Source organism: Photobacterium lucens (assembly GCF_009873615.1).
GTDB lineage: Bacteria > Pseudomonadota > Gammaproteobacteria > Enterobacterales > Vibrionaceae > Photobacterium > Photobacterium lucens.
Genome location: NZ_SSMG01000002.1, coordinates 19,760 through 32,879 on the forward strand (window position 1 = coordinate 19,760; position 13,120 = coordinate 32,879).

At 42.3% G+C, this 13,120-nt stretch carries 14 protein-coding genes and 1 other RNA gene; 9 read left to right on the forward strand and 6 right to left on the reverse strand.

All coding sequences use genetic code 11. The annotated features are described in order from the left end of the window. Positions 1-39 precede the first annotated feature (39 nt). From E5A76_RS00505 to E5A76_RS00520, 4 genes are all read left to right on the forward strand, one after another. Positions 40-1,203 (forward strand): phosphoglycerate kinase, encoded by a 1,164-nt coding sequence (locus tag E5A76_RS00505; protein ID WP_053987285.1) that lies wholly within the window; start codon positions 40-42, stop codon positions 1,201-1,203. Between the two features lie 161 nt (positions 1,204-1,364). Beyond that, the gene (gene fbaA / locus E5A76_RS00510; protein WP_053987286.1) at positions 1,365-2,441 is read left to right on the forward strand and encodes a class II fructose-bisphosphate aldolase; all 1,077 of its coding nucleotides are present in this window, start codon (positions 1,365-1,367) and stop codon (positions 2,439-2,441) included. A 310-nt stretch (positions 2,442-2,751) separates the two neighbouring features. Beyond that, positions 2,752-3,636: a small-conductance mechanosensitive channel MscS gene (gene mscS / locus E5A76_RS00515; RefSeq protein WP_161117793.1), complete on the forward strand. Its 885-nt coding sequence runs from the start codon at positions 2,752-2,754 to the stop codon at positions 3,634-3,636. A 207-nt stretch (positions 3,637-3,843) separates the two neighbouring features. Further along, positions 3,844-4,557: an oxidative stress defense protein gene (locus E5A76_RS00520; protein WP_161117794.1), complete on the forward strand. Its 714-nt coding sequence runs from the start codon at positions 3,844-3,846 to the stop codon at positions 4,555-4,557. A 75-nt stretch (positions 4,558-4,632) separates the two neighbouring features. Here E5A76_RS00520 and serA read toward each other — a convergent pair whose 3' ends face one another. From serA to zapA, 5 genes are all read right to left on the reverse strand, one after another. Further along, on the reverse strand, positions 4,633-5,862 hold the full coding sequence (gene serA / locus E5A76_RS00525; RefSeq protein WP_161117795.1) for a phosphoglycerate dehydrogenase: 1,230 nt from the start codon (positions 5,860-5,862) through the stop codon (positions 4,633-4,635). Positions 5,863-6,149: 287 nt separating this feature from the next. Next, on the reverse strand, positions 6,150-6,809 hold the full coding sequence (gene rpiA / locus E5A76_RS00530; RefSeq protein WP_023933552.1) for a ribose-5-phosphate isomerase RpiA: 660 nt from the start codon (positions 6,807-6,809) through the stop codon (positions 6,150-6,152). Positions 6,810-7,026: 217 nt separating this feature from the next. Next, the gene (locus tag E5A76_RS00535) at positions 7,027-7,620 is read right to left on the reverse strand and encodes a 5-formyltetrahydrofolate cyclo-ligase (RefSeq protein WP_161117796.1); all 594 of its coding nucleotides are present in this window, start codon (positions 7,618-7,620) and stop codon (positions 7,027-7,029) included. Between the two features lie 75 nt (positions 7,621-7,695). Next, positions 7,696-7,877: non-coding RNA, 6S RNA (gene ssrS / locus E5A76_RS00540), on the reverse strand. A gap of 7 nt (positions 7,878-7,884) precedes the next feature. Continuing rightward, positions 7,885-8,187 carry a cell division protein ZapA gene (zapA, locus tag E5A76_RS00545; RefSeq protein ID WP_161117797.1) on the reverse strand — a complete coding sequence of 101 codons (303 nt, stop codon included), beginning with the start codon at positions 8,185-8,187 and terminating at the stop codon, positions 7,885-7,887. A gap of 390 nt (positions 8,188-8,577) precedes the next feature. Between zapA and E5A76_RS00550 the strand changes: the two genes are divergently transcribed. The 4 genes from E5A76_RS00550 to gcvH all read left to right on the forward strand — a co-directional run bounded on the left by E5A76_RS00550 (position 8,578) and on the right by gcvH (position 12,166). Beyond that, positions 8,578-9,156, forward strand: coding sequence for a YecA/YgfB family protein (locus tag E5A76_RS00550; RefSeq protein WP_161117798.1), 579 nt, complete (start codon positions 8,578-8,580; stop codon positions 9,154-9,156). A gap of 25 nt (positions 9,157-9,181) precedes the next feature. Next, positions 9,182-10,369 (forward strand): 2-octaprenyl-6-methoxyphenyl hydroxylase, encoded by a 1,188-nt coding sequence (gene ubiH / locus E5A76_RS00555; protein ID WP_161117799.1) that lies wholly within the window; start codon positions 9,182-9,184, stop codon positions 10,367-10,369. 2 nt (positions 10,370-10,371) lie between these two features. Next, positions 10,372-11,586, forward strand: a complete 1,215-nt coding sequence (locus E5A76_RS00560; RefSeq protein WP_187695515.1) for an FAD-dependent 2-octaprenylphenol hydroxylase — start codon at positions 10,372-10,374, stop codon at positions 11,584-11,586. A 184-nt stretch (positions 11,587-11,770) separates the two neighbouring features. Next, positions 11,771-12,166 (forward strand): glycine cleavage system protein GcvH, encoded by a 396-nt coding sequence (gcvH, locus tag E5A76_RS00565; RefSeq protein WP_053987295.1) that lies wholly within the window; start codon positions 11,771-11,773, stop codon positions 12,164-12,166. A 51-nt stretch (positions 12,167-12,217) separates the two neighbouring features. Here the strand turns inward: gcvH and E5A76_RS00570 are convergent, their stop codons facing one another. Beyond that, a complete protein-coding gene (locus E5A76_RS00570) occupies positions 12,218-12,427 on the reverse strand; it encodes a DUF1107 domain-containing protein (protein WP_053987296.1) in 210 nt (69 codons plus the stop codon). A 356-nt stretch (positions 12,428-12,783) separates the two neighbouring features. Here E5A76_RS00570 and E5A76_RS00575 point away from each other — a divergent pair, with 356 nt between their 5' ends. After that, on the forward strand, positions 12,784-13,074 hold the full coding sequence (locus E5A76_RS00575) for a DUF134 domain-containing protein (RefSeq protein WP_045069258.1): 291 nt from the start codon (positions 12,784-12,786) through the stop codon (positions 13,072-13,074). Positions 13,075-13,120: the final 46 nt, after the last annotated feature.

Consider the following 13,120-nt stretch of genomic DNA (forward strand, 5'->3'; position numbering starts at 1 on the left):
TATGAACTTTTATTCTTAATAATGTTGAGAGGACAAAACATGTCTGTAATCAAGATGACTGATCTGGACCTAGCTGGTAAGCGTGTATTTATTCGTGCTGACCTAAACGTGCCAGTAAAAGACGGTAAAGTAACTTCAGATGCACGTATCATTGCATCTCTTCCTACAATTAAGCGTTGCCTAGAAGCTGGCGCTAAAGTAATGGTTACTTCTCACCTAGGTCGTCCAACGGAAGGCGAATACGCAGAAGAATTCTCTCTACAGCCTGTAGTTAACTACCTAAACGACGTTCTAGATTGTGACGTTAAATTAGCAAAAGATTACCTAGACGGTCTTGAGCTAAACGCAGGCGAGCTTGTTGTTCTTGAAAACGTACGTTTCAACAAGGGCGAGAAGAAAAACGAAGACGAACTATCTAAGAAATACGCTGCACTTTGTGACGTATTCGTAATGGATGCATTCGGTACGGCTCACCGTGCACAAGCATCGACTTACGGTGTTGGTATGTTTGCTCCAGTAGCATGTGCTGGTCCTCTACTAGCAGGTGAGCTTGAAGCACTAGGCAAAGCAATGGACAACCCAGCGCGTCCAATGGTTGCTATCGTTGGTGGTTCTAAAGTATCAACTAAGCTAACTGTTCTTGAGTCACTATCTAAGATTGCTGACCAAATCGTTGTTGGTGGTGGTATTGCTAACACATTCATCGCTGCTGAAGGTAACGATGTAGGTAAGTCTCTATACGAAGCAGACCTAATCCCAACAGCTAAAGAGCTAATGGCGAACACTAACATCCCAGTAGCAACTGACGTTGTTTGTGCGAAAGAGTTCTCTGAGTCAGCTGAAGCGACAATCAAGTCAGCTTCTGATATCGCTGCAGACGACATGGTACTAGATATCGGTCCTGATTCTGCTCAAGCACTTGCTGACATCATCATGAACGCAAAAACGATCCTTTGGAACGGCCCTGTAGGCGTATTCGAAATCGAGCAATTCGGTAAAGGTACTGAAGTTGTTGCAAACGCAATCGCAGAATCTGCTGGTTTCTCTGTAGCTGGTGGTGGTGACACACTAGCCGCTATCGACAAGTACGGCATTAAAGATAAAGTATCTTACATCTCTACTGGTGGCGGTGCGTTCCTTGAGTTCGTTGAAGGCAAGAAACTTCCTGCAGTTGAAATGCTAGAGACTCGCGCTAAAGCATAATTTATTTCACGTGGAAGTCTGATTTATTCTGAAATATAGCCATTCTTCCACGTTTAAATGTTTGTGATAGCACGATTGTTTAAGTAAAATACGTAGCTATCGCAAACGTTTGCATAAGAATTTTTTTCACAGACAACAAAGTAAATAATAGGACTATTGTTATGTCTAAGATCTTTGATTTTGTAAAACCTGGTGTTATTTCTGGCGACGACGTACAGAAAGTTTTTGCTGTAGCTAAAGAAAACAACTTTGCTCTACCTGCAGTTAACTGTATCGGTACTGACTCTGTTAACGCAGTACTTGAAGCTGCGGCTAAAGTTAAGTCTCCAGTAATCGTTCAGTTCTCTAACGGTGGTGCTGGTTTCTTCGCTGGTAAAGGTCTTAAACTAGACGGTCAAGGCACACAAATCCTTGGTGCAATCGCTGGTGCTAAATACGTTCACGCTGTAGCTGAGTCTTACGGTGTGCCTGTAATTCTTCACACTGACCACGCTGCTAAGAAGCTTCTTCCATGGATCGACGGTCTACTAGACGCAGGTGAAGAGTTCTTCGCTCAAACTGGTAAGCCTCTATTCTCTTCTCACATGATCGACCTTTCTGAAGAGTCTCTAGAAGAGAACATCGAAATCTCTGCTAAGTACCTAGAGCGCATGTCTAAAATGAACATGACACTAGAAATCGAACTAGGTTGTACTGGTGGTGAAGAAGACGGTGTTGATAACTCTCACATGGACGCTTCTGAGCTTTACACTTCTCCAGAAGACGTTGCATACGCATACGAGAAACTAAGCGCAATCAGCCCACGTTTCACTATCGCAGCATCTTTCGGTAACGTACACGGTGTTTACAAGCCAGGTAACGTTGTTCTAACTCCAACTATCCTACGTGATTCTCAAGCGTACGTTTCAGAGAAATTTGGCCTACCAGCTAACTCTCTAAACTTCGTATTCCACGGCGGTTCAGGTTCTACTGAAGCTGAAATCCAAGAGTCAATCGGCTACGGTGTTATCAAAATGAACATCGATACTGATACTCAGTGGGCATGTTGGGATGGTATCCGTCAGTTCGAAGCTGAGAACCACGACTACCTACAAGGTCAAATCGGTAACCCAACTGGTCCTGATGCACCAAACAAGAAGTACTACGATCCACGCGTATGGCTACGTGCTGGTCAAGCTTCAATGGTTACTCGTCTTGAGAAAGCATTTGCTGACCTTAACGCTATCGACGTTCTATAATCGAACGACTTAGCAAAGTAAAATGTGAAAAAGTCCGCTTCGGCGGACTTTTTTTTTGTATTTGCTAATTGCTTGTACTTAAATGGTTCTTTAGTGATATTTAAGTTAATTTATGTAAATATCTTCTTTTTTTAGTAGCTATTTAATATCAAAAGCAGGAATAATTAGCGTCCAGAATTCTGATATGCGTAAGGCGACCGTTTTACGTGTTTTATAGGAAGTTTATTCAATGGTGTAAGTCGTAGTGCGATGACCTACGACTTGCTCTATGAATTTATATTTTAAGTAAATTATAAGAGAGAGCACTTCAATGACTGAGAGCGTTACTGACAAGGTTGTCGAAAAAATTTCAGATAACTCGTTAACTGACAGTGTACTGCACGCTGGTAACTGGTTAAGTGATAATCAAGATCTACTCATTCAATATGCAGTAAATCTTGTATCAGCCCTGCTAATTCTATTTATCGGTAATATGATCGTAAAAGCAGTTGCTGGCGCAGTTGCTAAAGTATTACGTAAGAAAGATATGGATAACGCGGTTGTTGAATTTATTCACGGCCTAGTTCGTTACCTACTATTTGTTATCGTACTAATTGCTGCACTAAGTCGTATCGGTGTACAAACCGCATCTGTAGTTGCTGTTATCGGTGCTGCTGGTCTTGCTGTTGGTCTTGCTCTTCAAGGTTCACTATCTAACTTTGCTGCAGGTGTTTTGATCGTTGCGTTCCGTCCATTCAAATCTGGCGACTTCGTAGAAGTTGCGGGTGTGTCTGGTGCTGTAGAATCTATCCAAATCTTCTCTACAGAGCTACGTACTCCTGACAATAAAACAGTAGTTGTACCAAACTCATCTATTATTGGTAACCCAATCACTAACTACTCACGTAATGCGACACGTCGTATTGATCTTGTGATCGGTGTTTCTTACAAAGCTGATCTTCAGAAGACCAAAGAAGTGCTTGCTCGTGTGGTTAATGCAGATTCTCGCGTTCTTAAAGATCCAGAGCCAACAATCGGTGTTGTTGCACTAGCAGATTCTTCTGTGAACTTCGTGGTACGTCCATGGGTTAACACGCCTGATTACTGGGCTGTATACTTCGATCTTAACCAAGCGATCAAAGAAGAGCTTGATAAAGAAGGTATCGAAATCCCATTTCCACAAATGGATGTTCACCTAAACAAAGTTGATGCTTAATTTTTAAAGTATCACGATGAAGAAGATGGAGCCTCTGGGCTCCATTTTTTTATCACTAAAATTATAAGAGAATAAACACAAAGGAACAATGTTCAAAATAAATGGTCATAAGGGATAGAATTCATTTTCTAGTGGTCAAACATTCGTAAGTGATTTATCTCAGAACTAAGATAAAGACATGAATGTTGTTGCCAATGAGGATTTCCAATGAAGAAACAACTACTAGCTTTTTTATTAACTACCAGTGCATTGATGTCAACGGGCGCAATGGCTGCTGATCTGCCATTTCCTCATTTGGAAACCACAGGCCGTGGCGAAGTCGTAGTGAAGCCTGATATGGCAGTATTCTCGGTTGATGTTGTCGCAACCAAGCCAACAGCATCGGATGCGAAGCAAGCGGCTGATGATGCGGTCACTAAATTCATTGAACGTCTAACCAAAGCGGGGGTTGAGCGTAAGAATATTAGCAGTGCTAATATCTCGCTATCTGCGCAGTATCGCTACCCTAAAGATCAAGCGCCAGAATTTACAGGTTTTAAAGCAACCCGTAATGTGGTTGTAACGGTATACAAATTAGAGAATCTAAACACTTACCTTGATGGTGCATTAGGCGATGGTATTAATCAGATCAACAACATCACCTTGAAAGTGAAAGATCAGAAGAAATATCAAGAAGAAGCACGTCAAGCGGCGATTGCTAATGCGAAAGAAGTAGCAGCATCGTTAGCAAAAGGCTTCGGTGATAAAGTTGAAGGTGTATGGCAGATTGATTACAACACGGCTTCTCGTCCAATGCCGTATCGTATGGCTAATTATGCAGGTGATGCGATGCAAGACTCTGCTGCGATTAACCAAAGCTACAGTGAGAACAACATTGTTATCTCTGATAGTGTGAATGTGGTTTTCAAGCTAGCGAAGTAATCAAAATTGTTCTTAGTTGGTAGAATAAAAAAGGAGAGCTGATGCTCTCCTTTTGACTATTTATTCGCACTGTAATTAGTGAAGAATACGCGCACGAATCGTGCCTTCGATCGATTTCAGTTTCGCTAATGCTTCTTGAGATCGTTCTGTTTCGACATCAATCACCACATAACCAATTTCAGCCCCTGTTTGTAGGAACTGAGCGGCAATGTTAATGCCTTCAGATGCAAAGATAGTGGTGATTTGATTTAAGATCCCTGGGCGGTTTTCGTGAATATGGAGTAGACGAGAACAACCACGGTGCTCAGGCAGAGATACTTCAGGGAAACCCACTGCTGATAAGGTTGACCCGTTATCTGAGTATTTCACCAGCTTACCAGCAACTTCAACACCGATATTTTCTTGAGCTTCTTGGGTTGAACCACCGATGTGTGGTGTGAGCAGTACATTGTCGAAACGCAATAATGGTGACTCGAATGGGTCGTTATTGGTCTTTGGCTCTACAGGGAATACATCAATCGCAGCACCTGCAATGTGCTTGCTTTCAAGTGCACTACATAGCGCATCAATATCTACCACTGTGCCACGAGCTGCATTAATGAAAATAGCACCAGGTTTCATGCGTGCAAATTCTTCTGCGCCCATCATGTTTTGGGTATCTGGTGTTTCAGGTACGTGAAGAGAAACCACATCTGATTTATTTAATAGCTCACTCAATGAAGCAACTTGAGTGGCATTACCGAGGGTGAGTTTATTTTCGATATCGTAGAAACAAACGCGCATACCGAGGTTTTCAGCCAAAATACCTAGCTGAGTACCAATGTGGCCATAGCCAATAATACCCAGTGTTTTACCGCGAGCTTCAAACGAGTTATCTGCTGATTTAAACCATTCACCGCGGTGCGCTTTGGCGTTCTTTTCTGGAATACCACGAAGCAGTAGTAGCAGTTCACCAAGAACCAATTCAGCCACACTACGCGTATTTGAAAATGGTGCGTTAAAAACGGGGATACCGCGACGCATGGCTTCTTCAAGATCAACTTGGTTGGTACCAATACAGAAACAACCTACCGCAGTCAGTTTTTTCGCAGCTGCAAATACTTCAGGTGTTAATTGAGTACGTGAGCGAATACCAATAAAGTGTGCGTCTTTCACTGCTTCAAGTAGCTCTTCGCCAGCGAGCGAGCCCTTGTGGTATTCAATATTGGTGTAACCTGCTTGTTCTAGTACTTCTACTGATGAAGGGTGAAGACCTTCTAACAATAGAATTTTGATCTTATCTTTATTCAGTGAAACTTTGGCCATGGTTCTCATCCTTAAAAACGCTGCTAACTGAATGTAAATGAAAGAAATGTCAGGGAGTGAGATATCTTTATTACAGTAACCGTAGCGGTATGGTTAAACGTTTGCTAAAAGCTGATTAATAAAGTATCAAAAAATAGCCACTATGGGTAAGAATATTACAAAAAAGATAATAAAAAACGGCATAAGCTAGAATGAGAACCACTAAGCTATGCCGTTTTGAAAGGAAATAACATTTATAACGAGATTAATAGCGTTTTATCATCCCATTAAGTCGCTACAGACTTACATTATTTCTCGAATTTTTTCACGCCATCAGGTGCACCAACAAGCAGTACATCTGCACCACGGTGAGCAAATAGACCAACGGTAACTACACCTGGTAGTGCGTTGATCTTATCTTCCATCTCTTTCGGGTTAGTGATTTGCATGTTGTAAACATCAAGGATGATATTGCCGTTATCGGTGACAACACCTTGACGGTAAACCGGATCACCACCTAATTTAACTAGCTCTCGACCAATATATGAACGTGCCATAGGGATCACTTCCACAGGTAGTGGGAACTGACCAAGAACATCGACTTGCTTGGTATCATCAACAATACAAACGAACGTTTTTGCAATAGCAGCGACAATCTTTTCACGAGTTAATGCTGCACCGCCACCTTTGATCATGTCGTAATCTGCGTTGATTTCATCAGCACCATCAACATAGATATCAAGAGAAGACACTTCGTTAGCATCGAAGACTTTAATGCCAAGTTGCTCAAGGCGCTCAGTAGAAGCGATAGAGCTTGAAACCGCTCCTTTGATCTCTTCTTTACGAGTCTCTAATGCATCGATGAAGTGATTAACCGTAGAGCCAGTACCCACACCAACAATGGTTCCTTTTTTTACGTACTCTAGCGCTGCCCAACCGGCTGCTTTTTTCATTTCATCTTGTGTCATGTCATTCTCCTCATTATGACTACTACGCCCATTAAGCGTTGGCGATAATTATAACGAATTGGAAATAGTTCGTCAGTGCGAACATGAGTAAACCTAATGCAAAATAAGAAATAAAAACAGAAGGTTATTAATAACAGTTAGTTAGGTTGTTTGTTTTTTCTTAAACGTAAGTAAACGTTTGCTTAATTGTTCGTCTTTTACGTTATTTCCGATGAGATCACCAATGATAAGTGGTTGATGGGGTAATAATTTGAGGTAGTGGCACGTCCCAATGCTCACTGGGAAGTTGCTCGATCAATTGGCAATCATGGGCTAAACCAAGAGGGTAAGGACCTTGCTGATGATGGTGCCATTGGCTAAGGGTACGATCGTAATAACCACCGCCCATACCTAATCGTTGACCTGTCCGATCAAAAGCGACTAATGGTGTACAAATAACATCGAGCTCTCGAACGGGTTTCACAGCGCGAACATCAAGTATCGGTTCTGATATTTGATAGCGATTTTTACCCATTCGGGTATTGGGTGTGTAGTGAAGAAACAGTAAGTGCCCTTTACTAAAAGGATGCAATACAGGTAGGTAAACAGATTTACCCATGTGCCATAACCAGTCGATGATTGGCTGAGTGCTAATTTCACCATCATTGGTTAGGTATAACGCGATATGTTGTACTTGGGTGATTTTACTGCATTGCTGCACTTGTTGTAGTAATTGCTGGCTGGCTTGTTGTTGTTGTTCTGTGGTGAGTTGTTGCCGACGCTCGCGGATGTGTTGGCGAATCGCTTGTCGTGGTGATAATGCTACAGTCATGGCTCAATCCTTGAGTATAGGGATTTAGCTTGATTGTAAGAGGATGATATTCAGAATGAAAGAGATATAAGGAGGAGGTGCCCCAAGGTGCCGTTGTAAATGTTGGCCCTTGAACCAGACGTTCAAGGTGGATCGGCAACATTAACCGTAGGCTTCTCAGTCGGGCTGAGCATGCTCAGTAGCTAATAAAAGCAGATCCTGGGTATTTGCTTATCGGCTCGGGGACGTTCATTCACTGACGCACACCCCAGGGTAAATTCATTATCAACGCTTTGGATAATTTTGCAATGCTTTATCTAGTTTTTCTTCTAGTGCATTGATCTTAATGGATAAATCTCCAGCGTTTCCGTTATGTTCTAGTCGCTCTGCATGTAACTCGTTGCAGATGTTTAGCCCTGTAAAGATTAACAGTTGCTCTACATTGGATACTTTAGTGCGCTCTGACATATCTTTCAAGCGTTGGTCGAAATCAGCTGCGGCAGCACGAAGCGCATCTTCTTGACCAGTTGGGCAGTTAACTTTTAAATGTCTGCCAAACACTTGAATTTCTACAGCCTGAGTACTCATAAATCTTCGGTTTGCTCCATGCCTTTAATGGGTATTCATTCCGCCTTTGCTTATCGCCAAATCATAGGAAAACAGGTTACAACATGCAAGCGGCTATACTTCACTTTGTGCTCAATAGGTTCTAAGTAAACAGATATTAATCACACCAAATTGGTTGTTGGTTAACTATTGAACGTTATGCTCGGTGTTATCATTTGCCGAACAGAGCTTAAGTGTTAGCATAACACAGGCGGTTACTGACCCATTGTTATTTCTGCTTAAGAATTTGAGTAAAAATGTAATTATTGATGTTCACTTGATTTTTTACATCCGTTGCAGTGGAAATCACAATGTGAAAGTAACAATAGCATCCGTGTTTATTGTTTGAATGAATATATAGGTAAATAAACCATGAGTGAAATAACCCTACCAACTTACCAAGCGGTGGAATCAGCATTAAAAGAGCAGGGCTTAGCGTCCGCACCTGCTGAATTACATGGTTTATTAAGCGGCATGATTTGCGGTGGCTTATCGGTTGATGATGACAGCTGGGTTGGTCCTGTTTGTGACTATGCCAATGAAGGTGAGCCATTAACGGATGGCGCAAAAATGATGGTGCGTACTCTATTTTCAACCACGGCGAATGAACTTTTTGGTGGTGGTTTTGAGTTTTCGCTATTAATGCCAGATGATGATGAATCGCTAACAGTACGTGCTGAAGCATTAACTGAGTGGGTAAACAGTTTTATTTCAGGTCTTGGTTTAATGGATCTGCAAAAGAACCAATTATCAGAAGCGGTAACAGAAGCATTGGCAGATCTTCAAGATATTGCACAATTGGGCATTGATGAAGATGACGATATGGAAGAGCAAGCCGCACTATTTGAACAAGTGGTTGAACATGTTCGTATGTGTGTATTGAGTTGCCACTCTGAGTTAGGTCAGCGTCCTACTGATGAAGCGCCAGAAGAGAAGCCAACGCTGCACTAAGCGTTGTTGAGTGAAGGGATCAAAAGTGAAGCACTATGATGTTGTTATTGCCGGTGGTGCAATGGCGGGAGCGAGCCTTGCTATTGCGTTAGATGTGTTAAGCCGTCAGTCATTACGCATTGCGGTCGTAGAAGCGGTAATGCCGGAATTTGGTACTCATCCAGGTTACGATTCGAGAAGTATTGCCCTGTCTTATGGCACCACACGTTTGCTTGATAACATTGGTATGTGGTCAGCATTGAAACAAGTATCGACGTCGATTGAAGATATTCATGTCTCTGATCGTGGACATGCTGGGATGGTGCGTATTTCGGCACAAGAGCAAGCTGTCGATGCTTTAGGCTATGTGATTGAACTGGCTGATGCGGGAGAGATCTTCCATAAAAAGATCCAGCAAATTGATAACATAGAGATGTATTGCCCAGCTAGCGTTCAGCAAGTTGAGCGTAGCCAAGAAAAGGCCACGATCACACTTGATAATGGTGAATCACTGTCAACCTCGTTATTGGTTGCCGCTGATGGTGCTATTTCTCACTGCTGCCAATTGGTCAATATTGGTCGCTCTGAATATGATTTTGAGCAAACGGCCATTATTGCCAATATCACGACTGCTGAGCCTCATCAAAACCAAGCTTTTGAACGTTTCACTGAGCATGGTCCCGTGGCGTTATTACCTATGTCACAAGGGCGTAGTTCACTGGTTTGGTGTGTACCGCCAGAGCAACAACAAGCGATCATGGCGCTGTCTGATACCGAGTTTCTTGCCAAGTTACAGCAAGCGTTTGGTTGGCGTTTAGGTGAGTTAACACAAGCAGGTCAAAGGGCGTGTTATCCATTGTTATTACGCCAGTCAAATGCATTAGTGTCACACCGTGTGGCTGTTGTTGGTAATGCTGCTCAAACGTTACATCCGATTGCCGGACAAGGTTTTAACCTCGGTATTCGTGATGTGATGACGCTAGCAGAAGAAATTGTTGCAGGCGCTTTGCAAGGTAAAGATATTGGTTTGCCTGAAGTGTTGGGTCGCTATCGTGAACGTCGCACCCTTGATCGTCAAAATACGATCATGATGACAGCGGGGTTAGTAAGTATTTTTGCGAATGATAATTTCTTGTTTACTGCAGGACGCAATGTCGGTTTAGCAGCCATGAGTCTTTCAAAAACATTAAAAGCACCGCTATTGCGTCGTGCTATGGGACAGGTAGAACGATAGTTATGATGCAAAGTGTTGATATCGCCATTATTGGTGGTGGCATGGTGGGGTTAACGTTAGCTGCTGCATTAGCTGATACAGAATTACGCATTGCCGTGATTGAAGGTCATTTACCTGATCCTGAATTGCAACCCTTGCCTGATTTACGTGTATCAGCCTTAAGTCGTGCTAGTGAACGTATTTTCCGTCGCCTTGGGGTATGGGAAGGTATTGCTAGTCGTCGTATTAGCCCCTATTCAAAAATGACGGTGTGGGAGCAAGACAGCTTTGCCAAAATCGACTTTGATGCAGAGCGTTTATCGCAACCTGATCTCGGCCATATTGTTGAAAACCGTGTTATTCAATTAGCTTTATTAGATCGCATTAAGCAGCAAAGTAATGTCACGTTATTAGCACCAGAGCGTTGTGAAAATATTGCCTTTGGTGAGTCAGAAGCATGGCTAACTTTAGCGTCAGGTAAACATCTAACAGCAAAGTTAGTGGTAGGTGCTGATGGCGCTAATTCTTGGGTACGTCAGCAATTAGATATTCCATTAACGCACTGGGATTATGGTCATAGTGCGATTGTGGCGAATATTCGTTGCAAAGAAGCTCATGAGCAAACCGCGCGCCAAATCTTCCGTCCACAAGGCCCACTGGCTTTCTTGCCATTGTCTGAGCCTGATTTGTGCTCGATTGTGTGGTCAGTACCGCCAGAAGATGCTGAGCAATTGTGCGCAATGTCGAATGAAGCGTTTGATCAGCATTTAACAACGGCCTTTGATAACCAGTTGGGTTTATGCCGTGTTGAAGGCGATCGCCAAGCGTTCCCATTAAAGATGCGTTATGCCCGTGATTTTGTTCGTGAACGTGTCGCTTTAGTCGGTGATGCTGCTCATACAATACATCCCTTAGCAGGACAGGGGGTTAACCTTGGTTTGCTCGATGCTGCGGCGTTAGCGCAAGAGCTAAAAGCATTATGGCTGGCGGATAAAGACATAGGTAAGCAAGCAAACTTACGTCAATACGAGCGTTGGCGTAAAACAGAAGCCGCGAAAATGATCACTGCGATGCAAGGTTTTAAAGAGCTGTTCTCCGGCTCTAACCCAGCGAAAAAATTGCTGCGTGATATTGGCATGCTGGTGGCAGATAAAGCGCCAGGGGTAAAAGATGAATTTATGCGTAAAGCATTAGGCTTAAGTGGTGAATTGCCAGAGCTGGCTCGACATTCATCGTAAACTGCCCATTACTCATGATTAAAAAGTCATCTTCGGATGACTTTTTTTGTTTTTCTCGACTAACAAAATGAATTTTTTCACCTACATTAAATATCAGAAGTAGAAAGACGTTGTTGCGATCGTTTGTGTTGGATTAACAGATAGTGAAAGTCATTGTCATGGCTGCTTTGATAAGGATATGAAAATGAGTTACGTTCCCTCTGAATTACAATATACCCATAGCCACGAATGGATTCGCTCGGAAGGTAATGGTATCTACACCGTTGGTATTAGCGATCATGCTCAGTCTTTATTAGGTGACATGGTCTATATTGATCTGCCCGATATAGATTCTGCAACGGATGTTGGGGAAGAGTGTGCGGTGGCAGAATCAGTCAAAGCCACTTCAGATATTTATGCGCCGCTATCTGGGATAGTGATTGCGGTTAATGAAGATTTGGAATCATCACCTGAGTTGGTAAATAGCGACCCTTATGGTGATGGATGGTTATTTCAGCTAAGAGTTAATGATGATAATGAGCTTAATGATTTATTGATGGCTGATGACTATCTGACAATTATTGTGGAAGATGAAGAATAGAACGATCAAAAAAGCCCATCGAATAATGGGCTTTAACGGTAACAAGGGCGATTAAGCTTCGTAGGACTCGCGTAAACGCTTCACCTCTAAATTCACCTCATTCACAGTATCGTAATGACGCTTCTCTGCTTTAACCGGTACGAGTAGTAAACCATTTTCAAAATGGTATCCACCACGTCCGTCAATATAGAGGCGACCGCTAAATAAGCGACTGATATGCTTGGCGATTAATTTTGGTAAGTAGCGTTTGAACATCCGCATAATACTGCTAACTCCAACCTTCCTGGTTATTGACGGCGGCAAGTATAACAGTTTGTGTATGACACTTCTGTGACATAATTAGCAGGTTCTGTTTCTTAAATGTAACTATCTAATTTATTAATTAACAATGAACGTAAAGGTTAGATAATTATTCTGATTTTATTCTTTTTTCTCTTTTCACATAAAATAAATGACCATATTTACANGAAGGTTAATTAGTGTTTTATTTTGATGTTTTATAAATTTTATGCTGTTCAGGTTTTGATCATTAAATCACTATTATCCGAATCTAGATCAAAGCGTTGTTTTTGGCATATGCCAATAATAAGTGCAGATGAAAGAGAGAAAGGTGAATCATGGCGAGGCCAAAAATTGAACGCCAGATCGGGTGTCGACCTGCGTACAGTTGCTTTAAACCTAATGGGGTACCGATGAAACAACTGCCTTCATTGGTATTAGAAAGTGATGAGTTAGAAGCATTACGCCTAGTTGATATGCTTGGTATGCAGCAAATAGAAGCGGCAAAGCAGCTTGGGGTTTCTCGTCAAACCTTAGGTAATATAGTGGCATCTGGACGTAATAAAGTGGCGCAAGCCTTAGTTCAAGGATGGGCTCTAGAGCTCGATGGCTATCATCATCGTTCGTGAATTTTCCATTTTATCTCCGTTATATATCGGGTAATCATTTAATGGT